Source organism: Erythrobacter sp. 3-20A1M, assembly GCF_018636735.1.
GTDB lineage: Bacteria > Pseudomonadota > Alphaproteobacteria > Sphingomonadales > Sphingomonadaceae > Alteriqipengyuania.
Genome location: NZ_CP045200.1, coordinates 1,819,577 through 1,840,946 on the forward strand (window position 1 = coordinate 1,819,577; position 21,370 = coordinate 1,840,946).

Consider the following 21,370-nt stretch of genomic DNA (forward strand, 5'->3'; position numbering starts at 1 on the left):
GCGAGGCGCGCCGTATCATGGCCCGGCTGACCGATCGAATTCTGCTGCGCTATCCGGCCTGGTCGATGCTGGCGCTGGGCGCGCTGGCCGCAACCGGGTTTCCGCCGCTCGACCTGTGGCCGGTCGCCTTGCTGGCGATGGGCGCGGCGGGCCATATCCTTCATCGCAGTGGCAGTATGCGGCGGGCCGCCTGGCTCGGCTGGCTGTTCGGCGTCGCGCATTTCACCGTGGCGGACAACTGGATCGCCGCCGCGTTCACGCACCAGTCTAATATGCCCGCCATCCTCGGCTGGTTCGCGGTGCCGCTGCTCTCCCTTTATCTCGCTGTCTATCCCGCACTTGCCGCCGCGGCGGCGCAAAGGCTGTTCGGGCGCACCCGAACGCTGCCCTTCGCGCTCGCCTATGCAGGGCTGTGGACCATTGCCGAATGGCTGCGCAGCTGGGTCTTCACCGGCTATGCCTGGGGGCCCTTCAGCCTGTTGCTGCTCGGCCCGATGGACCGGACCGGGCTGGCGGCGCTGCTGCCATTCATGGGGACCTATGCGTTGTCTGCGTGCGCCGTCCTGATCGGGCGGCTGCTGTTCGAACTACTGGAGCGGCGCTATTGGGTGGCTGCCGCCATCGCTTTCGCCGCCATGGCGCTGGGCATGTATTTCCCCGCGCCGACGCAGCGCGACACGGACCTGCGCTACACGCTGGTCCAGCCCAATCTCAGCCAGGCCCAGCTCGTCGATCCGCGTGAATACGAGCCCGCCTTCCTGACCATGGCCGGGCTTTCCGCGCGGCAGCAGGATGACGGCCGCCGGATCGTGCTGTGGCCGGAAAGCGGACTGCCCGACTATCTGCGGCCCGGCTATCCGCAGCGCTATTACGACGAGACGACCGCCGGGCGCGATCCGCGATTCGCGCGCAAGCGTCTCGGCCAGGTGATCGGCCCGGACAGCCGCTTGCTGACCGGCAATGTCGATCTGGTGATCGACCCGGCGCAGCAGCGGGCCATCGGTGCCTACAACGTGGTGACGGCGCTCGATCCGGACGGCGACATCGTCGGCAGCTATCGCAAGGCGCATCTGGTCCCCTACGGCGAATATTTGCCGCTGCGCTGGCTGCTGGAGCCGTTGGGCGCATCGCGCCTGGTGGCGGGGGCGTTCGATTTCCTCGCCGGGCCGGGCGCGCGCACGATCGACCTGGGCGACTATGGGAAGGTCGGGGTGCAGATCTGCTACGAGATCGTGTTCTCGGGCGAGGTCGTCGATCGCGCCCACCGGCCCGATTACATCTTCACCCCGTCGAACGACGGCTGGTTCGGCGCCTGGGGCCCGCCCCAGCATTTCGCGCAATCCCGCATGCGCGCGATCGAGGAGGGGCTGCCAGTGCTGCGCTCCACCGTGAACGGGATCAGCGGCGTGATCGACGCGAACGGCGTCGTCCGCCAGCATCTGCCGCATGGCGTCGCCGGGCGGCTGACGGGGCTCGTCCCCGCGGCGAAGGCACCCACGCTCTTCTCCCGCTTCGGCAACGCGCTGGCACTGGCATGGGCGGCGGCGTTCCTGCTCGCCTCGCTGGTTGCCATGCGCCGGAGGCCGCGCTAACAGACCGGGACATAAAGCTTTCGTTATATCCCTCCAAAGAGGTCCCATGCGCGCCAATTACATCTTCACCTCCGAAAGCGTTTCGGAAGGCCATCCGGACAAGGTTTCGGACCAGATTTCCGATGCCATCGTCGACCTGTTCCTTTCCAAGGATCCCGAGGCGCGGGTCGCCTGCGAGACGCTGACGACCACGCAGCGCGTCATCCTGGCCGGCGAAATCCGCGGCCAGGGCATCATGGACTCGGACGGCAACTGGGCCCCCGGGATCGAGGACGAGATCGAGCGTACGGTGCGCGAGGTGGTACGCGACATCGGCTACGCGCAGGATGGTTTCCACTGGGAAACGCTCACCTTCGACAACCATCTGCACGGCCAGAGCGTCGACATCGCGCAGGGCGTCGATGCGGGCAGCGATGGCTCCAACAAGGACGAGGGCGCGGGCGATCAGGGCATCATGTTCGGTTTCGCCTGCGACGAGACGCCCGACCTGATGCCGGCGACGCTCGATTACAGCCACAAGGTGCTCCACCGCATGGCGCAGGACCGCAAGAGCGGCGCGGCACCGTTCCTGGAGCCCGACAGCAAGAGCCAGATCACGCTGCGCTACGAGGATCACAAGCCGGTGGCCTGCACCGCAGTGGTCGTGAGCACGCAGCACAAGCCCGGCTACGACGAGGGCGAAAAGGAAGCCCAGCTGCGCGACTATGTGAAGGGCGTGGTCTCGGATATCCTGCCCGACGGCTTCCTGTCGGACGAGACGAAGTGGCACATCAACCCCACCGGCACTTTCGAGATCGGCGGGCCGGACGGCGACGCCGGACTGACCGGGCGCAAGATCATCGTCGATACCTATGGCGGCGCGGCCCCGCATGGCGGCGGCGCGTTCAGCGGCAAGGATCCAACCAAGGTCGATCGTTCCGCCGCCTACATCACCCGCTATCTCGCGAAGAACGTGGTCGCCGCCGGGCTGGCGAAGCGCTGCACAATCCAGGTCGCCTACGCGATCGGCGTCAGCGAGCCGCTGTCGCTCTATGTCGACACGCACGGCACCGGCACGGTGGAGGACGAGGCGCTTGAGGCGGCGATCCGCAAGATCGGCAAGCTGGGTGGGCTGACCCCGCGTGCGATCCGCACGCATCTGGGCCTCAACAAGCCGATCTATCGCAAGAGCGCCGCCTACGGTCATTTCGGCCGCGATGTGACCGGCGAATATTTCCCGTGGGAGCGGACCGACCTCGCCGACGAGCTGAAGGCGGCGCTCGCTTAGGCGAGCCCGTCAGCCGCCGGGCGCGGTTCCGGGGCGCAGATACGCGAACATGTGGGCGACGTAGTCGGCCTTCCCCAGTTCGACGCCTTCCTTCCGCAGGATCGCGTATGCGGTCATCAGGTGGAAGTAGAACTGGGGTAGTGCCCAATCGCGCGCATATTGCTCGCCCGTCAGGTCGAAGATCATGCCCATGGGCAGCGCGTGCGCGATCTCGGCGGGTGCATCGGGCGCGCTGTCCGGCACCGCTTCGTCCAGGAAAGCGAGCGTGTCAGCAATGCGGGTTTGCGCTTCGGCGAGAGTCCCGGGTCGCTCGCCCGCCTCGCGCCCTTCGTTCAGCAGCATATCGACCACCGGCGGAAAATTGGTTTCCAGCAGGCGGCACACCCCTTCATAGGCCTGCACGCAAGCGAAGCGGACTTGCGTGGCCAGCGGGAACATGTCCGGCGCGAGCCGCGCGGCGAGAAGGGCCGCGCCTTGATCGTCCGCCGACTGCTGCTCCACCTTCGCCAGCCATTGGGACAGCGCGGTCAGCATCTGGCGATAGGTCGGGGCCAGCCATTCGATCGGTTTCATTGCAGGTCTTTCCATTGCCCGGGCTTCAGCCGTTATCCTCGTGTTCGCCCAGCCGGGGCGACGGGCGGTCGAGCGCCAGTTCGGCGTCGGAGAACCGGAATGGGCTGCGCACGCCGGGAATGCCCTCCAGCTCCACCTTCAGCCCGCGCGCGCGAACCTGCGGATCGGCGAAGACGTCGTTCAGCTGATTGATCGGTCCGGCGGGGATGCCCGCGGCGGCGCAGGCGCGCAGCAGCTCGGCGCGCTGCCAGCCGCGCGTCTCGCCCGCCAGCATCGCGTTCAGCGCGTCGCGGTTGGCGAGCCTGGCGGCGTTGGTGGCGAAACGCTCGTCCGAGAGCAGGTCTGACCGATCGAGCACGTCCAGCAGCTTGCGGAACAGACCGTCATTGCCGGGGGCGAGCACCACCTCGCCATCGGCGACCGGATAGACGCCATAGGCGCTCACCTGCAGATGCTGGTTGCCCATGCGCGGCGGGTTTGCGCCGCTGGCGAACAGCGCCATCGCCTGATTGGCGAGCAGCGACACCGAACAATCGAGCAGCGCCATGTCGACATGCTGCCCGGTGCCGGTGCGCGCGCGCATAAACAGCGCCGCCTGGATCGCGTTCGCCGCGTAGATGCCACAGAACAGGTCCGAGATCGCCAGCCCGTGCTTCATCGGTTCGCCCTCGGGCTCCCCCGTCAGCGCCATGAAGCCGCTCATCGCCTGGATGACGAAATCGTAACCCGGCTCGTCGCGGCGCGGCCCGTCCTGCCCGAAACCCGTTATCGAGCAGTAGACGAGGCGCTCGTTCGCTTGCGCCAGGGCCGGGTAGTCGAGCCCGAAGCGGACGAGCTTGCCTGGCAGGAAGTTCTCGATCAAGACATCCGCGCCCGCGGCCAGATCCTTGACCCCTTCCAGCTGACCCTCGTCCCGGAAATCGGCCACGATCCCGCGCTTGCCCCGATTGCAGGCGTGATAATAGGCGGCCTCCGGCGTGCCATCCGCGCGCTCGATATAGGGTGGGCCCCATTGCCGGGTGTTGTCCCCGCCGGGGCTTTCCACCTTGATGACGTCGGCCCCCAGATCGGCCAGCATCTGGCCTGCCCAGGGGCCCGCCAGTACCCGCGCCAGTTCCAGCACTTTCAATCCGGCCAGCGGTGACTGTGGATTGCGCGGATTGTCCAGCCATTCGATGCTCATTGCGAAACCTGCCCCAGATTGCGTTTCAGGAACGCCACGCTGTCGGCCAGCACTGGGGCCTTGTCGCGAAACGGCGTCGACAGAGCCATCACCACTTCTTCGTGATCGATCGGCCCATAATTCTTCAGCTCGACCGGTGCGCCGAGCTTTCGCAGCTTCGCCGCGAGCCTGTCGGCATTGCGGTGCCGCACCGTCTCGTCACCGTTCGAGGTCACCAGCAACAGCGGCGGGGCGTCGGCGCGGGCATAGGTGATCGGCTGCGTCTCCAGCGGGCGGGGCCAGCGGGACATCGCATCGATCGAACGCTTCGTGTCGAAGGGGTAGAAGTCGTATGGGCCGGACAGGCCGATGGCGGCCTTCACGATGGCGGGATCGACGCGGGCTTCGCGCAGCCATTTCCCGTCCAGCGCCAGCATGATCGCCTCGTATGCGCCCGCCGAATGCCCGACGAGGGCGATACGGTCGGGATCGCCGCCGTAGCGGGCAGCATTGTCCCGCGTCCAGCGCACCGCCTCGGCCCCGTCCTGCAGGAAGGCTGGGAAGCGCACCGCGGGCACCTTGCGATAATCGGGGATGACGACGAGGAAGCCCGCATTGGCCAGTGCGCGTCCGGCAAAGGCATAGGCGGCCCGGTCGCCCTTCACCCAGCCACCGCCATACCAGAAGATCACCACCGGCAGGCGGACGGAGGCGGATGTGCCTTCGGGTCGCCAGATATCCAGCGTCTGGGCGTGGCTGCCGAAGGGGACCGCTTTCGCAACCTTGGTCGCGCCGCGATCGCCGCCCCAGGCCCAGTCGTAGCCGGACAGCAGGCTGGGCGGGGAGGTGGTCGCGAGCACCACGCCCGCCGCCAGCGCGGCGATCGCCAGGCCCGCGAGCGCGATCCGCCCGCGCATCAGGCGGTGTAGTGCGCGGTGGTCTGCGCGGCGACCTCCTCCGCCGTCACGCCCGGGGCCAGCTCCTTCAGCGCAAAGGGGCTATCGTGATCGGGTCGCTGGAATACCGCGAGGTTGGTCACGATCATGTCGACGACATTGGTGCCGGTCAGCGGCAGGGTGCACTCGGGGATGAATTTCGGGCTGCCGTCCTTGGCGGTGTGGTCCATCACCACGATGATCTTCTTGACCCCGGCGACCAGGTCCATCGCGCCGCCCATGCCCTTGATCATCTTGCCCGGGATCATCCAGTTGGCGATGTCGCCGTTCTCGGCCACTTCCATCGCGCCCAGCACGGTGAGGTCGATATGCCCCCCGCGGATCATCGCGAAGCTGGTCGCGCTGTCGAAATAGGCGCTGTGCGGCAGCTCACTGATGGTCTGCTTGCCGGCATTGATCAGGTCGGCGTCCTCCTCGCCCTCGTAGGGGAAGGGACCGATCCCAAGCATGCCGTTCTCGCTCTGCAGCGTCACCTGCATTCCTTCGGGGATGTGGTTGGCGACCAGCGTCGGGATGCCGATGCCCAGATTGACGTAGTACCCGTCCTGCAATTCCTGCGCGGCGCGGGCGGCCATCTGGTCGCGGGTCCAGCCGGGGGCGGTATCGGTCATAGGTCAGTCTTTCTGCGGTTGGAGCGGCGGGGGGACGAGGAACCATCCCCGCCCGAGAAGCGGATCGAGCGCATGGGCCGCGTTCGGATCCTTGAGATAGTCGAACAGCTGGTCGAAATCGCTGCGGGTATCCCCCAGAATCGCGACCGTGCAATGGCTCGCGGCGAGTTCTTCGCGCCGCGCCTGCTTGCTGTCGCCCGGGCGGCGCATCAGCAGCAGCGTATCGGTTCCGGCGGGATCGAGGCCGCTTTCTTCGAGCGCCATGCGAAGCTCGCCCGCGAAACCCGCGCCGAGTCGCGAGATCCAGGCGATATCCGCCCCGCGGTCGCGGGCATGGGCGAGAACATCGGCAAGCGCGCCATCGCCGCCCAGCGGCCGGTCCATCCGCAAGGGCTCGCCGGCGGGGTCGAGATCGACCAGCACCGCAGGCGGGCGCGCGGCGCAATCGGCGCGCTCGGTCCCCATCGATCCGGGATCGGCCAGAGTCGCGGACAGACGCTCCTCGCCCGGGCCGGTGCGCGTCTGCGCCGCAAGATAGGTGTCGAGGACGGCATAATCCGCCCGACCGCCGACCGGCTGCGCCATGGCGGGTCGCGCGTCGCTCGCCCCCGCGCCGCCCGGCGCGACGGCGGGAATGCGCGTCTCCGGCACAGTCTCGTCCAGGCCGACCTTGTCAGCGGTACGCGGGCGCGCCGTATCGGGTGCCGAGCGGGTGGAGCTCCCGACGTCGAGCAAGCCGGTCTCGCGCCCCGCGATCGCACCCCCGGCTGCGACCGGGATCAGCGCCGCGGCGACGCAGCCCGACAGCGTCGGCAGCACCGCCAGCGCGAGGAGGGACGCGCGCAGCCTCATGGGTTGGGCGCGTCTCCCGCGATGCCCGGCTGCCAGCGCGCGTCGGGCGGGAAGACGTCGCCCACATTCCCCTTGATCGATTCGCCGTAAACGGGGTTGGGCAGCGCGAACCAGCCATTGCCCCACAACTGCGCATAGCGCCCCCGCGCGGCGAGTTCGCGGCGGGCCTGCGGAGCGAGACCGCTGTCGTTGAAGACGTCGGCGAAGTCGCCGAGATTGTCACCTGCCAGCGCCACCACGCAATAGCGTGCGGCGATGGTGGCGCGGCGACCGTCCTTGCGCCCGCCCATCGCATCGTCACCCTTCAGGAACAGCGTGTCGAAATGCGTTGCCGGGCCCAGGCCCGCGGCGGCAATGGCGGCGGCGGTTCCCTTCGCATATCGCGCATCGCGATTGGTGTTGTAGACAACCGCGATGCCCGCCTCGCGCAGGCGGCGCAGACCGGTCACCGCGCCGGGGACGGGTGCCACGAACGGCGCGCCGTTGGCGGCCCATTCATCCCAAGACTTGCTGTCATAGGGATGGCCGAGCGCGGTCCAGTATTCGAACCCGCTATTGAGGATCACCGTCTCGTCCACATCGAACACCACGGCGGGCTGCTTGGTCGAGCCGTCGGGCTTGCGGCAATCCACCGTTCCGGTTCCGCCAGCGGCATCGGGCAGGCCCATCTCGACCGATCGCGCGGGCTTCGCGGCGGCCGCGCCGATCGCGTAATCGGCAAGCATGCGATACGCCTGGATGGAGGCCCCGGCGGCTTCGCCCGAACCATAGAGCCAGCGCATCGAATCGGGCGCGGGCTGGTCGAGCGGATCGGTCGCCATCGTCGCTTCCGGACGGGCTCCATCGGTCGTCCCACCCAGCGCGTCGTTCCCGCGCAGGCTCGCAACCGGCTGGCTCGCCGCCGCGCGCGCGTCGGCCATCAGGCTGTCGCTGGTTGAGACGCAGCCCGACAGGCTTGCGCTCGCCAGCAGCGCCGCGACGACCGCGCGCCGCATCATGCCGCCTCGCGCTCGCGCGTGGTCACGAACTCGATCTTCTTGTCGTAGGGCGCGCCCACGATCATCCGGTTCACGAATACGCCGGGCAAGTGAATCTCGTCGGGGTCGAGCGCGCCCGCGGGGACGATCTCCTCCACCTCCACCACGCACACCTTGCCGCAGGTCGCGGCGGGTACGTTGAAATTGCGCGCGGTCTTGCGGAACAGGACATTGCCGGTCTCGTCCGCCTTCCATGCCTTCACGATCGAAAGATCGGCGAAAATGCCGTGTTCGAGGATGTAATCCTCCATTCGCCCATCGCGATCGGCGAACTGCTTCACTTCCTTGCCCTCGGCGACCTGGGTGCCGACGCCGGTCTTGGTGTAGAAGCCGGGAATGCCTGCGCCGCCCGCACGCATCCGCTCGGCCAGCGTGCCCTGCGGGCAGAATTCCACCTCCAGCTCGCCGGAGAGAAATTGCCGCTCGAACTCCTTGTTCTCCCCGACATAGGAGCTGATCATCTTCTTCACCTGCTTCGTGCGCAGCAGCATGCCGATGCCTTCGTTGTCGATCCCGGCATTGTTGCTGGCGAAGGTCAGGTCCTTCACGCCCGATTCGCGGATCGCGGTCAACAGGCGTTCGGGGATGCCGCACAGGCCGAACCCGCCCGACGCTATCAAAAGACCATCATGGAGCAGCCCGTCCAGGGCGGCGGCGGCGTCGGAATAGAGTTTCTGCATGGGACTCCATCGGTATGGTTCGGCTGGTCGGGGGTGCCTTAGGACCGTTCGACGCATCTGTCATCCGCATCCGGCCCGCATACGGGGTCGGCCAAAGACCATATTTGTGCATCGCAACATGGTAATGGTAGCGCTATCCGAAAAATATGACGTGCAATATCAAAGCATTGCGTTTCTGTTGCGTTTCTTGCAAGTTTCCGTGTCTATTTCGCACTTGCGAGATACGGTTGTGCAGTGCACTTAGAGCGTGCCTTTCAGGCATCCTCTCCCAAACTTTTCAGGCCCGGCCGGTTTATCCAGCCGGGCCTTTTTCTTTGCCGCGTTCGCCCAAGCGACGTGCGAAGTGATGCCGTATCGTCGGCCATGCCGGACCCATGTTCATTCTCGCTCATTTGAATGGTGGACGGGCGCTCCCTACCTCGTCCCAGCCGATATGGCATTCAAGCACGAGGAGTTTTCCCGCCCATGGCCGAAGCCGACGTCGCCACCGAAGAGCGAACCGTAAAATTGCAGGTCGCGGCCGCCCGGCAGGAGGAAAGCGGGCAGGGCATCGCCCGCATGCCCCGCGCCGCCTTCCAGGCCCTGGGCGTGACCGAAGGCGACGTGGTGGAGATCACGGGCAAGCGGACCACCGCCGCCATCGCCATGAGCGCCTATGACGAGGATCAGGCGCTGTCGGTGGTGCGCCTCGACGGGCTCCAGCGCGGCAATGCCGAAGCCGGATCGGGCGAGCATGTGAAGATCGTCGCCGCCCAATCGCGGCCTGCCACGCGCGTGGTCTTCGCCCCCGCCAGCCGCGAGATGCGCTTGCAGGGACCGACGCAGGCGCTGAAGCGCAATTTCTTCCGCAAGCCGCTGATGGCAGGGGATCTGGTCGCGACAACCGGCCAGCAGCCGGTCCAGAACATGCCGCCGGAGGTGCGCCGCATGTTCAACGCCCCGGCCTATGCGCTCACGCAGATCCGCCTGCGGGTGATGTCGACCGTGCCCAAGGGCATCGTCCATATCGACGAGAATACTGAGGTCGAATTGCGCGCCGAGTTCGAGGAGCCCAAATCGGGCCGCGCGGTGGTCAATTACGACGATGTCGGCGGCATCGACGAGACCATTCAGCAATTGCGCGAAATGGTCGAGCTGCCGCTGCGCTATCCCGAACTGTTCACCCGGCTCGGCGTCGATCCGCCCAAGGGCGTGTTGCTGCACGGCCCGCCCGGAACCGGCAAGACGCGGCTGGCGCAGGCGGTCGCCAACGAATCCGACGCCGAATTCTCGATCATCAACGGGCCGGAGATCATGGGTTCCGGCTATGGCGAGAGCGAGAAGCGGCTGCGCGAGGTGTTCGAGAAGGCCAGCCAGAACGCGCCCGCGATCATCTTCATCGACGAGATCGATTCGATCGCCCCCAAACGGGATCAGGTAACCGGTGAAGCGGAAAAGCGCCTCGTCGCGCAACTGCTCACTTTGATGGACGGGCTAGAAGCGCGCGCCAACGTGGTCGTGATCGCCGCCACCAACCGGCCCGATGCGATCGACGAGGCGCTGCGCCGTCCGGGCCGCTTCGACCGCGAGATCGTGATCGGCGTGCCGGACGAGAACGGGCGGCGCGAGATCCTGGCGATCCACACCCGCGGCATGCCGCTGGGCGACAGAGTCGATCTGAAGGAGCTGGCCAAGGTCACGCACGGCTTCGTCGGGGCCGATCTCGCGGCGCTGGCGCGCGAGGCCGCGATCGACGCGGTGCGCCGCATAATGCCGATGCTCGATCTCGACGAGCGGACCGTACCGCCCGAAGTGCTGGAGAACCTGCATGTCGGGCGCGAGGACTTCCTCTCCGCGCTCAAGCGGGTCCAGCCCTCCGCCATGCGCGAAGTCATGGTGCAGGTGCCCGATGTCGGCTGGGACGATATCGGCGGCGTCGACGAATCGATCGAGAAACTGAAGGAAGGCATCGAGCTTCCGATCAAGAACCGCGCGGCGTTCCATCGGCTGGGTATCCGACCCGCCAAGGGCTTCCTGCTCTACGGCCCACCGGGGACCGGCAAGACGCTGCTGGCGAAGGCGGTCGCGCGCGAGGCGGAAGCGAACTTCATCTCCATGAAAAGCTCCGATCTGCTGTCCAAATGGTATGGCGAGAGCGAGCAGCAGATCGCCCGGATGTTCCGCCGGGCACGGTCGGTGGCACCGTGCGTGGTCTTCATCGACGAGATCGATTCGCTCGTCCCGGCGCGCGGTTCGGGTGCTGGCGAGCCGCAGGTGACGGGCCGGGTGGTCAACACCATCCTGGCCGAGATGGACGGGCTGGAAGAATTACAATCGGTCGTCGTGATCGGCGCGACCAACCGCCCGACCTTGGTCGACCCTGCGTTGTTGCGGCCCGGCCGGTTCGACGAACTCGTCTATGTCGGCACGCCCGACCAGACGGGGCGCGAGCAGATCCTGGAAATCCACACCGATGCGATGCCGCTGGCCGACGACGTGTCGCTGGCGTCGATCGCGCAGAAGACCGAGCGCTTCACCGGGGCCGATCTGGAGGATGTGGTGCGCCGGGCGGGGCTCAACGCGCTGCACCGCGCGGGGGCGGATGTGCGCGAGGTGAACGCGGCCGACTTTGCCGCGGCGCTGGAGGATTCACGCGCGACCGTCACCGTGCAGATGGAAGAGGAATACAAGAAGATGCGCGGCGAGCTGAAGAAGCGCGCGGCGGAAGCTATGCCGATCGGCTTCATTCAGGAAGGCATGGTGGAACCTACGCGCGAACAGAAGCACGGCTGACGGGCCGTGGTTTGGGGCGGGCGGGCCTGCTAGATGGTTGGCCCGTCCGCCCGCTCGTTCGCGTGTTCGACTTCCATCCGGCGGCGGATCAGCGCCTCGGGCTGGTTCTCGCGCAGCCAGCGCAGCATGTGCTCGCGCAGGTCCCAGCCGAGCTGGAACAGGTCGCCGATGGTCAGCGCGCTGACCGACAGGCGTAGCGTGACCGTTTCCGCCCGCGCGTCGCTGATCACCGCCTTCGCGGTGCGCTGGTCCCACAATTCGTGCGTGGCGACCCAGCGCAGGAATTCTTCGCGGATCGGATCGATATCGGCGATCGGATCGAGATAGAGGAAGATCGGCGCGGTCAGCTTCTCGCTGCTGCGCGACCAGTTTTCGAAGGTGTTTTCCAGGAACCGGTTGGTCGGCACCACCGCCAGCCGCTCGTCCCATGTCCGGACCAGCACGTAACTCATGCGGATTTCCTCGACCCGCCCCGTATGCCCGTCGATCACCACCAGGTCGCCGATCCGGATCGGCTCGGTCAACGCCATTTGTAGCCCTGCAATCAATGACTTGAGCGCCGGCTGCGCCGCCGCGCCGATGGCCAGCGCGGCAAGGCCGGCCGACGCCATCAGGGTCACCCCGACCTGGCGCACGCCCGGTATGCCGATGAGCACTAGCGCGAGGGTAATGATAATGACCACCACCGACGCGACCCGGCTGAAGATCGAAATCTTCGTCTTGCGGCTGCGCGCCGCGATCGGATCCTCCCGCTCGTCCAGCCGCTGTTCCATCGCGTCCGCCAGCCCGCGCACCACCGCCAGCGCCAGCCAGCCGAGCAATGCGGGGACGACGAAGCGGGCGAGCGCTTCCCACGGCACGGCGACCACGCGGTCGTGCCGTGCCACGATCCCGACCGCGATCGCCACGCCAAGCCAGCGGGTCGGCTTGTAAAGCCGCTCGATGATCAGATTGTCGGCTTGAGTATGGGTCCCTCGCACCACACGCCGCATCAGCGAGAACGCCAGCCAGTGCAGGGCGAGCACCACGACCACCGCGATCCCGAGCGCCAGTGCGGCGATCGCCCCCTGTTCGGGCGAGACGTTCCAGTTGCGGGGGTCGAGACCGTCGAGCATGGTGCGCCTCTATCGAATGGCGATGCCCCCGATCAAGTCGTGGCGGTGCCAGCCTGTTCGTGTTCGGCCGCGTTGGGGAACGCGATTGCAATTGACATGCCGGTGCCAGTGAAAGTGCGCTCGATAGTGCCGCCCAGCTGGCGCGCGGAGCCTTCCATCAGCGTTCCGCCGAAGCCCTTGCGCTCCGACGGCTCGACCGGCGTGCCGCATTCCTCGAGCCATTCGATCCGTACGGTCTCGCCATCTATCCACCAGCTAACCGAGAGTTCTCCCTCGCTGGCCCAGCAGCCATACTTGACGGCGTTGGTCGCGCACTCGTGCAGTACCAGGCCGAGCGGGGTTACCTGTTGCTGCGACAGCCTGACGTCGGGCCCATCCAGCTTGGGTTGGTCCGCCTCGTCGCGATAGGGTTTCAGAGTCACTTCGAGCAGGTCGCGCAAGGACGCCCGGCGATGCCCCGGCCGGCCCTGGGTCACTTCGTGCGCGGAAAGCAGGGCGCGAACGCGATTGCCGACCTTTTCCAGCACCGGCTTCGCCTCCGGCGAGTCGCGACCGCTCATCTGCACCAGCGCGAGGACGATGGCGAAAATGTTCTTCACCCGGTGATTGAGTTCGCGCGCGAGCAGATCGGCACGATCGCGTGCTTCGGCCAGCACCTGGGCCTGCGCCGCTTCGGCCTCTGCTCCGGCGACGCGCGCCAGCAACCGCATGCCCAGCAGCAATGCGACCAGTAGCAAGGCCAGCAGACCGCCGATCAGCGGAAGCATGCGCGCCTCCACCTGCGCGGTCTTCTCCGCCCGCACTGCCAAAGCATGCGCTTCGATCCGCTCGAACTGGCCGATGGCACTTTCGAGGCGTTGCATCGCCTCGATACCGTCGCCGGTCAGGATGCGCGTGCGCGCGTCGGCCAATTCCCGATCGCGCATCTTGCCGATGGTTTCGTCCAGTTCGGCGAACTTATCGTCCAGCGACAGGCTGATCTGATTCAGCAGTTCGCGTTCGGTTTCAGTGGCCGTGGGGCCGATGCGGCGCTCCAGCCTGCCGAGGGCGGTGCGAGCGCGATCATGTGCGCCCGTCCACGGTTCGAGATAGCGGCGGTCGAGCGTGATGTAGTAGCCGCGCTGCGCCGTTTCCGCGGCAAGGGCCAATCGCTCGATATCGCGCAGGTCGTTCATCGTCTGCGTCGTGCGTTCGACCTGGGCGCGCTCCATCCTTTCGGCAGAAACGGTCTGGAAGATGAGCCAGACGGACGCGAACAGAGCGAGCGCCACCAGCGCCAGCACCAGCCAGCGGGTCGACCGCCCGGTCATCGCGAGGGATGTTTTGCCGATCAGTGTGCCGCATCCCAGCTGGAGCCGGTGCCGATCTCGATACCCAGCGGAACGCTGAGCTCGACGGAAGGCAGCGCGGCCTCGGCCATTACCCGTTCGATGATCGGGCTGGCCGCGGCGATATCGGCTTCCGGCAATTCGAACACCAGCTCGTCATGCACCTGGAGCAGCATGCGGACTTCCTTCAGTCCGGCATCGGACAGCGCCGGGCCCATCCGCACCATCGCGCGCTTGATAATGTCGGCGCTGGTTCCCTGGATGGGCGCGTTGATCGCCGCGCGTTCGCTGCCCTGCCGTTCAGCCTGATTCTTCGATCCGATGCGCGGGAACCACGTCTTGCGCCCGAACAGCGTCTCCGAATACCCGCGCTCGCGCACAGTCTCCAGGGTCTGCACGATGTAGCGCTGGATACCCGGAAAGCGCTCGAAGTACCGATCGATCATCGCCTGCGCCTCGTCCGGCTCGACGCCCAGGCGCCCGGCGAGGCCCCAGCGGCTGATGCCGTAGAGGATCGCGAAGTTGATCGTCTTCGCCTGCGCGCGGGTATCGCGCGTGACCTCCCCGTACATTTCGCGCGCGGTGCGATTGTGAATGTCCTCGCCCTGGGCGAAGGCTTCCTTCAGCGCATCGACATTCGCCATGTGCGCGGCGAGGCGCAGCTCGATCTGCGAATAGTCGGCGGCCAGCAGGACATTGCCCTCCTCGGCCACGAAAGCCTCGCGGATCTGTCGCCCGATCTGGGTGCGAATCGGGATGTTCTGCAAGTTCGGGTCGGTCGAGGACAGTCGCCCGGTCTGCGCGCCCACCAGACTGTAGCTCGTATGGACCCGTCCGGTATCGGGGTCGATCGCCTGCTGCAGCGCGTCTGTATAGGTCGATTTGAGCTTCGCCAGCTGGCGCCATTCCAGCACCTTGTTGGCGATCGGCGCGCCCTGGTTCGACAGCTTTTCCAGCATCGCCTGGTCGGTCGAATACTGGCCCTCTTACCCTTGCGCCCGCCCTTGTAGCCCATCTTGTCGAACAGGATTTCGCCCAGTTGCTTGGGACTGCCGACCGCGAATTCCTGCCCCGCGATCTCGTGGATTTCGCCTTCCAGCCTCGCGGTTTCCCCCGCGAATTCTTCCGACAGCTTGGCGAGGCGCGCACGGTCGACCTTGATCCCGTGTCGTTCCATTTGCGCGACCACCGGGATCAGCGGCCGATCGACCCGCTCGTACACGCGCGTGCCACCCTCCAGCGCGAGGCGCGGATGGAGATGGGCGTGGAGCCGCCAGGTCACGTCCGCATCCTCGGCCGCGTATTCGGTCGCGCGGTCCAGCGGCACCTCGCCGAAGGGGATCGCCTTTTTGCCCGTCCCGCAGATATCCTTGAAGGTCAGCGTGGTATGGCCGAGATGTCGCTCGGACAGCTCGTCCATCCCGTGTCCGCCCCCGATCCCGTCCAGGCTGCGCCCGGCGTCGAGCGCGAAGCTGACGATCATCGTATCGTCGATCGGCGCGACGTGGATGCCGTGCCGGGCGAGGATCGTGAGGTCGTATTTGATGTTCTGACCGACCTTCAGGACGGCGTCGCTTTCCAGCAGCGGCTTGAGGACTGCCAGCGCCGTCTCGCGCGCGATCTGTTCGGGCCGTTCGGCGAACATGTCGTCGCCTCCCCCGCCAACATTGAAATGCAAGAAAGGGATGTAGCAGGCATCGTTGGGGCCGAGCGCCAGACTGACCCCGGTGAGGTCGGCCTGCATCGCATCGAGCGCGCTGGTTTCGGTATCGACGGCGACCAGGCGCGCGGCGAAGGCGCGTGTGACCCAAGCCTCCAGCCGGTCGAGCGTCTGGACGCATTCATAGGCGCTGCGATCGACCGCCGGAAAATCGGGCAGGGGCTGGCGATCGCCGCCGGGCGCGGCGTTCGCACCCTTCGTTTCGGCCTTCGCCGGATTGAGCTGGGTCGGCCGGTCGGGGCTGCCGCTGCCCGCATCGAGCCGCCGCAGCAGGCTGGTGAACCCGTGCTGTTCGAGGAACGCGGCCAGCGGCTCGGGCGGCACCGATTTCAGCGCCATATCCTCCAGCAGGATCGGCAGGCCGCAATCCTCTTTCAGCGTGACTAGCACACGGCTCAGTTCCGCATCGGCGCGGTTTTCCAGCAACCGCTCTTTCAGCTTGGACTTCTTCATGTCCGCAGCCGAGTCGAGAGCCGCGGTAAGCGAGCCGTTCTCCGCGATCAGCTTCGATGCGGTCTTCGGTCCGATGCCGTAGATGCCCGGGATGTTGTCGACGCTGTCGCCCATCAGGGCCAGCACGTCGCCGACCAGCTCGGGCGGGACACCGAACTTCTCGATCACTTCCTCGCGCCCGATGCGCGCGTTCTTCATCGTGTCGAGCATGTCGATGCAGCCGCCTTCGCTGACGCCATCCTCCAGCTCGTCGTCGGCGCATTGGCCGATCAGCTGCATCAGATCCTTGTCGGAGCTGACGATGGTGACGTCCCACCCTTTGCGCGTCGCGGCACGGGCGTAGCTCGCGATCATGTCGTCCGCCTCGACGTCTGGTTCCTCGATCATCGGCAGGCTGAAGGCACGGGTGGCGTCGCGGATCAGCGGGAATTGCGGGACCAGATCCTCGGGCGGCTCGGGGCGGTTGGCCTTGTACTGGTCGTACAGCTCGTTGCGGAAGGAATGGCTCGACTTGTCCAGCACCACGGCCAGATGTGTCGGCCCTTCCGCCTTGTCGAGATCGTCGGCCAGCTTCCACAGCATCGTGGTGTAGCCATAGACCGCCCCGACCGGCGTACCCTGAGGGTTCGTAAGCGGGGGGAGGCGGTGGTAGGCGCGGAAGATATAGGCGGAGCCATCCACCAGGTAGAGATGCTGTTTATCGGCCATGCGTCCTGCTAGCAGCGGCGGGCGGCAAAGACAGCCACTTGTTTACAAGGGTAGCAGGGGGCTTCGCACAATTAAGGCGAAATTGGGCAGATAGTTCTTGCCCTGCCACATTCTCGCCATTATTTGTGACTGCGAAGCCGACCCGTGAGAGGGGGTTTCGCCTCGGCCCCCGGGCCAGGCTTGGTTCTCACAATCAAGGAACTGCCTTTATGCGTAAGATCGTTCTCGCTGCCGCCGTTGCCGGCGCCGCTCTCAGCCTCGCCGCCTGCTCGGAAAAGACCCAGGACGCCGCCGAAACGACCGCCGATTCGGCTGCTGCCGACACCAACGCCAACATGGAAGCCGCCGGTGACGCCGTCGACAATGCCGCTGCCGATGCCGGCGAAGCCGTCGAAACCGGTGCCGCTGCCGCCGACAACGCCGGTGCCGCTGCAGAAGCGACCGTGCAGGACGAGTCGACCGCGGAAGCGCAGGCCGACTAATTCGGTTGCCGCCATCGCAGGATGGCGGACGACAAAAAGAAAGGGCGCGGTCGATGGCCGCGCCCTTTTCTTATGTCCGGTTGCCTTTTGACGCCTTTGGCAGGATTCGCGGAGCGGAACCGAGGCCGGTTTCAATGCCCGCCGTAAGTCGCTGCGGTATAGTGCGTTGCGGGAGAACGGGCTGCGTAGCCATCGTAAAGCGCCCGGGCGATGGAGGCGATCTTCGCCTCTCGCGCCGAACGCGAGCCCTGGCCGGTGACGTAAATCGCCAAGGCGAAGGCGCGCCCGTCGGGCATGCGGATGATCCCGACATCACTCGACGTATTGTTGAGCGAACCGGTCTTGTGCAGCACTTGTGCCGAGGACGGGATCAGCTTCGGAATGCGGCGCGTACCGGTGCGCGTGCGGCTCATCGCGCCGAGCAACACCTTGCGGCTCTTGTCTGACAGGAAGCGTCCTTGCTGCAAGCCTGTCAACAAATCGATCATGGCAAGCGGGGTGGCGCTGTCCCGGGCATCGATCTGGTAGGCGGGATCGAATTCACCGTCGTCGCGCACCAGCGTGGCGATATCGCGCGTCAGGTTGAACTCGCGGATCCCGTTGCGGCGGACCCAGGCGTTGACCGCTTCGGGCCCTCCAACCGCGCGCAACAGCCCATCGGTCGCGTAATTGTTCGACCGGGTGATCATCTGTTCGATCAGGTCGATCGCGGGCATGGCCTTCCCCTCGCGCACGGGGGCGCGGGCACTGGAATATTTGCCCGAGCTGACGGGATAGAGCATCGGAAATTCGCTGTTGAGCGTCCATTTGCCCTGCTCTACACCTTCCAGGAAAGTGCAAGCAATGGCGATCTTGCTGGTGCTCGCCATCGGGAAGCGTTGCTCCCCCAGAACGGAAATCTGCTCGCCCGTGGAAAGGTCGACCGCGGCAACCCCGATACGCCCGTCGGACGCATTCGCCAGCTGAGCGATGCGACGCGCGAAATCGGTATCGTAGACGGCCTCGAAGCTGCGCGGAGCGCGAACCTCGGTTCCCAGCATGCTGTCGAACGACGCCTCGAGATTGGTGGTCTGCGCTGCTGCGGGTACTGTCGCGATAGCGAGGGCGATCCCGGCCGCCGCGAGCGAAAAGAATTTCGAAACCATAATCCCCGTCTAACCCCTGCATGGTTGTCAGAGCCTTAACGGCCCCGCGATCCGCAGGCGCATCATTTTGCCTCCTTACCCGGATGGCCAACCGCAATGCGACAGGCGACTCCATACACGCGACGAACTGCCGGAACAGGTGCGACCATGGCGATCGAACGGCCCGCTCCGATGGGAGCGAGCCGCCGAAATATACGAACTTTTTGGGGGTTCGATCTGCCGCCCTTTTCAGACGTCGGCGGCACGATCACTCATCGATCGGCTCAGGCGGCGACGATCGCCTGCTCGATCTTGGCAAGGGGTTCGCCGGTAAGCGCCTTGTCGATCTCTCCGACCAGCCGGGCTTTCAGTTCCTTGTGATAATGGCGTCGCATTTCGCCCAGCGTCTTGGGGTCGGCGATCACGAGCAGATCCTTGATCTCGTTCTCGAGCACCTTTCCGTTGAGCCATTCGGCCGCAGCTGCCCCATGGGCCAGTTCGTTGAGATCGGTTTCACCGGTCCGCTGGCTGGCCGAATCCTGATGTCGCACGCCAGCGCTGAAGTTCGTGCCTTCGATATCGGGCGTATCGGTCGCGGTAAGCTTGGGTTCGAAGATCGCGCCGCTGTTGCGCAACATCACGAAACGTTGGCCATCGACCAGTGCGACATGGGCATTCTGCGGTAGTTTCATCGAGGTCTCCTCTCTTGTTGGATGGTATGTCGTGGAAACGGGTGAAACGCCCCGCGGGTCCATGCGAGCGGTTCGGATGTGCGGAAGAACGCGAAAAAAGGCCCGGCGGATCGCTCCGCCGGGCCTTCTTGTCTGTCGGCTGGTAGGCCGGATAAACGGTCGGCTTAGAAGCCGCCCATTCCACCCATTCCGCCCATGCCGCCCATATCGGGCATGCCGCCGCCGCCGGACTTCTCTTCCGGGATCTCGCTCACCGCCGCTTCGGTGGTGATGAGCAGGCCGGCGACCGAGGCTGCGTCCTGCAGCGCGGTGCGTACGACCTTGGTCGGGTCGACGACGCCGGCCTTGACCAAATCCTCGTAAGTGTCGGTCTGTGCGTTGAAGCCCATCGACTGGTCTTCGCCATCGAGCAGCTTGCCCGCGACGACCGCGCCGTCGTGACCGGCGTTCTCGGCAATCTGGCGAAGCGGTGCCTGCAGCGCGCGACGCACGATGTCGATGCCGCGGGTCTGATCGTCGTTCTCGCCTTCGAGACCGCTCAGCGCCTTCGTGGCATAGAGCAGGGCGGTGCCGCCGCCCGGGACGATGCCTTCTTCCACCGCGGCGCGGGTCGCATGCAGAGCGTCGTCGACGCGATCCTTGCGCTCCTTCACCTCGACTTCGGTGGCACCGCCGACCTTGATCACGGCAACGCCGCCGGCCAGCTTCGCAAGCCGTTCCTGCAGCTTCTCGCGATCGTAGTCGCTCGAAGTGTTGTCGATCTGGGTGCGGATTTCACCGACCCGGGCCTGGATGTCCTCGGCCGAGCCCGAACCGTCGACGATGGTGGTGTTGTCCTTGTCGATGGTGACGCGCTTGGCTTCGCCCAGCATGCCCAGCGTGACGTTCTCGAGCTTGATGCCGAGATCTTCGCTGATCATCTCGCCCTTGGTCAGGATCGCGATGTCCTGCAGCATCGCCTTGCGGCGATCGCCGAAGCCGGGGGCCTTGACCGCCGCGACCTTCAGGCCGCCGCGCAGCTTGTTGACCACCAGCGTGGCCAGCGCCTCGCCTTCGATGTCCTCGGCGATGATGAGAAGCGGACGCCCGCTCTGCACCGCCGCTTCGAGCACCGGCAGCATCGACTGCAGGTTCGACAGCTTCTTCTCGTGGATCAGGATGTAGGGGTTATCGAGCTCCACCTGCATCTTTTCCGGGTTGGTGATGAAGTAGGGGGAGAGATAGCCGCGATCGAACTGCATGCCTTCGACGGTCTCGAGCTCGAATTCGAGGCCCTTCGATTCGTCGACGGTGATCACGCCTTCCTTGCCGACCTTGTCCATCGCTTCCGCGATCTTCTCGCCGACTTCCTTGTCTCCGTTCGCCGAGATCACGCCGACCTGGGCGATCTCGGAAGAGCCGGAGACGTCCTTGGAACGGCCCTTGAGGTCCTCGACGACCTTGCCCACCGCGATGTCGATGCCGCGCTTCAGGTCCATCGGGTTCATGCCGGCGGAAACCGACTTCATGCCTTCCTTGACGATCGACTGCGCCAGCACGGTCGCGGTCGTGGTGCCGTCACCGGCCTTGTCGTTCGCCTTGCTGGCGACTTCGCGCAGCATCTGCGCGCCCATGTTCTCGAACTTGTCCTTGAGCTCGATTTCCTTGGCGACGGAAACGCCGTCCTTGGTGATGCGCGGGGCACCGAAGCTCTTGTCGATCACGACGTTGCGGCCCTTCGGCCCCAGTGTCACCTTTACCGCATTGGCGAGCGTATCCACGCCCTTCAGGATGCGTTCGCGCGCGTCGCGCGAAAATTTCACGTCCTTGGCTGCCATTTTCGTTTCTCCTGGAATTTGAGTTTAGTTGAGGAAGTACAGACGGAGAGATCGGCTCAGCCGATGATCCCCATGATGTCGCTTTCCTTCATGATCAGCAGGTCTTCGCCGTCGAGCTTCACCTCGGTGCCGGACCACTTGCCGAACAGGATGCGGTCGCCTTCCTTGACGTCGAGCGGAGTGACCTTGCCGTCTTCGGCCTTGGCGCCCGAACCGACGGCTACGATTTCGCCCTCGCTCGGCTTTTCCTTGGCGCTGTCGGGAATGATGATCCCGCCGGCGGTCTTTTCCTCGGCTTCGATGCGACGGACCAGTACGCGGTCGTGCAGCGGACGAAATGCCATGTTGTGACCTCTCAGATTACGTTGATGAATATCCGTTGGCACTCACCGGTGGAGAGTGCCAGCAGGGCGCATATGTGTGCGACCC

At 65.8% G+C, this 21,370-nt stretch carries 17 protein-coding genes and 1 pseudogene; 4 read left to right on the forward strand and 14 right to left on the reverse strand.

The window, feature by feature from the left end:
* Nucleotides 1–17 precede the first annotated feature (17 nt).
* Entirely contained in the window at nt 18–1,592 is a 1,575-nt protein-coding gene (lnt, locus tag F7D01_RS08980) for an apolipoprotein N-acyltransferase (RefSeq protein WP_215227272.1), read from the forward strand.
* 46 nt (nt 1,593–1,638) lie between these two features.
* Nucleotides 1,639–2,859 carry a methionine adenosyltransferase gene (gene metK / locus F7D01_RS08985; protein ID WP_215227273.1) on the forward strand — a complete coding sequence of 407 codons (1,221 nt, stop codon included), beginning with the start codon at nt 1,639–1,641 and terminating at the stop codon, nt 2,857–2,859.
* Nucleotides 2,860–2,868: 9 nt separating this feature from the next.
* On the opposite strand, the gene F7D01_RS08990 is transcribed toward metK, so the two are convergent.
* Genes F7D01_RS08990 through F7D01_RS09020 form a run of 7 tightly spaced genes read right to left on the reverse strand, consistent with a single transcriptional unit; the run spans nt 2,869 to nt 8,730 of the window.
* Complete coding sequence (locus F7D01_RS08990) at nt 2,869–3,432, reverse strand: DUF1993 domain-containing protein (RefSeq protein WP_215227274.1); 564 nt, start codon at nt 3,430–3,432, stop codon at nt 2,869–2,871.
* Nucleotides 3,433–3,457: 25 nt separating this feature from the next.
* Nucleotides 3,458–4,615: a CaiB/BaiF CoA-transferase family protein gene (locus tag F7D01_RS08995; RefSeq protein ID WP_215227275.1), complete on the reverse strand. Its 1,158-nt coding sequence runs from the start codon at nt 4,613–4,615 to the stop codon at nt 3,458–3,460.
* Nucleotides 4,612–5,511 (reverse strand): alpha/beta hydrolase, encoded by a 900-nt coding sequence (locus F7D01_RS09000; protein WP_215227276.1) that lies wholly within the window; start codon nt 5,509–5,511, stop codon nt 4,612–4,614. The genes F7D01_RS08995 and F7D01_RS09000 overlap by 4 nt, the downstream gene beginning before the upstream one ends.
* Nucleotides 5,511–6,161: a CoA transferase subunit B gene (locus F7D01_RS09005; protein ID WP_215227277.1), complete on the reverse strand. Its 651-nt coding sequence runs from the start codon at nt 6,159–6,161 to the stop codon at nt 5,511–5,513. The genes F7D01_RS09000 and F7D01_RS09005 overlap by 1 nt, the downstream gene beginning before the upstream one ends.
* Nucleotides 6,162–6,164: 3 nt before the next feature.
* On the reverse strand, nt 6,165–7,013 hold the full coding sequence (locus tag F7D01_RS09010) for a hypothetical protein (protein WP_215227278.1): 849 nt from the start codon (nt 7,011–7,013) through the stop codon (nt 6,165–6,167).
* Complete coding sequence (locus tag F7D01_RS09015; protein WP_251566666.1) at nt 7,010–8,011, reverse strand: 5'-nucleotidase, lipoprotein e(P4) family; 1,002 nt, start codon at nt 8,009–8,011, stop codon at nt 7,010–7,012. Before F7D01_RS09015 ends, F7D01_RS09010 begins: the two co-directional genes overlap by 4 nt.
* Complete coding sequence (locus tag F7D01_RS09020; RefSeq protein WP_215227279.1) at nt 8,008–8,730, reverse strand: CoA transferase subunit A; 723 nt, start codon at nt 8,728–8,730, stop codon at nt 8,008–8,010. Before F7D01_RS09020 ends, F7D01_RS09015 begins: the two co-directional genes overlap by 4 nt.
* 465 nt (nt 8,731–9,195) lie before the next feature.
* Between F7D01_RS09020 and F7D01_RS09025 the strand changes: the two genes are divergently transcribed.
* Nucleotides 9,196–11,502 (forward strand): CDC48 family AAA ATPase, encoded by a 2,307-nt coding sequence (locus tag F7D01_RS09025; RefSeq protein ID WP_215227280.1) that lies wholly within the window; start codon nt 9,196–9,198, stop codon nt 11,500–11,502.
* A gap of 29 nt (nt 11,503–11,531) precedes the next feature.
* Here F7D01_RS09025 and F7D01_RS09030 read toward each other — a convergent pair whose 3' ends face one another.
* From F7D01_RS09030 to polA, 3 genes and pseudogenes are all read right to left on the reverse strand, one after another.
* Nucleotides 11,532–12,617, reverse strand: a complete 1,086-nt coding sequence (locus tag F7D01_RS09030) for a mechanosensitive ion channel family protein (RefSeq protein WP_215227281.1) — start codon at nt 12,615–12,617, stop codon at nt 11,532–11,534.
* 32 nt (nt 12,618–12,649) lie between these two features.
* A complete protein-coding gene (locus tag F7D01_RS09035) occupies nt 12,650–13,927 on the reverse strand; it encodes a sensor histidine kinase (RefSeq protein WP_215227282.1) in 1,278 nt (425 codons plus the stop codon).
* A gap of 20 nt (nt 13,928–13,947) precedes the next feature.
* A pseudogene (gene polA / locus F7D01_RS09040) lies at nt 13,948–16,826 on the reverse strand (DNA polymerase I).
* Between the two features lie 209 nt (nt 16,827–17,035).
* On the opposite strand from polA, the gene F7D01_RS09045 reads away from it, so the two are divergent.
* Nucleotides 17,036–17,308 carry a hypothetical protein gene (locus tag F7D01_RS09045; RefSeq protein ID WP_215227283.1) on the forward strand — a complete coding sequence of 91 codons (273 nt, stop codon included), beginning with the start codon at nt 17,036–17,038 and terminating at the stop codon, nt 17,306–17,308.
* Nucleotides 17,309–17,439: 131 nt separating this feature from the next.
* On the opposite strand, the gene F7D01_RS09050 is transcribed toward F7D01_RS09045, so the two are convergent.
* From F7D01_RS09050 to groES, 4 genes are all read right to left on the reverse strand, one after another.
* Nucleotides 17,440–18,453 carry a serine hydrolase gene (locus F7D01_RS09050; RefSeq protein WP_215227284.1) on the reverse strand — a complete coding sequence of 338 codons (1,014 nt, stop codon included), beginning with the start codon at nt 18,451–18,453 and terminating at the stop codon, nt 17,440–17,442.
* Between the two features lie 263 nt (nt 18,454–18,716).
* A complete protein-coding gene (locus F7D01_RS09055; RefSeq protein WP_215227285.1) occupies nt 18,717–19,124 on the reverse strand; it encodes a host attachment protein in 408 nt (135 codons plus the stop codon).
* A 164-nt stretch (nt 19,125–19,288) separates the two neighbouring features.
* Entirely contained in the window at nt 19,289–20,941 is a 1,653-nt protein-coding gene (groL, locus tag F7D01_RS09060) for a chaperonin GroEL (protein ID WP_215227286.1), read from the reverse strand.
* Between the two features lie 56 nt (nt 20,942–20,997).
* Nucleotides 20,998–21,285, reverse strand: coding sequence for a co-chaperone GroES (gene groES, locus F7D01_RS09065; RefSeq protein WP_215227287.1), 288 nt, complete (start codon nt 21,283–21,285; stop codon nt 20,998–21,000).
* Between the last annotated feature and the right edge of the window lie 85 nt (nt 21,286–21,370).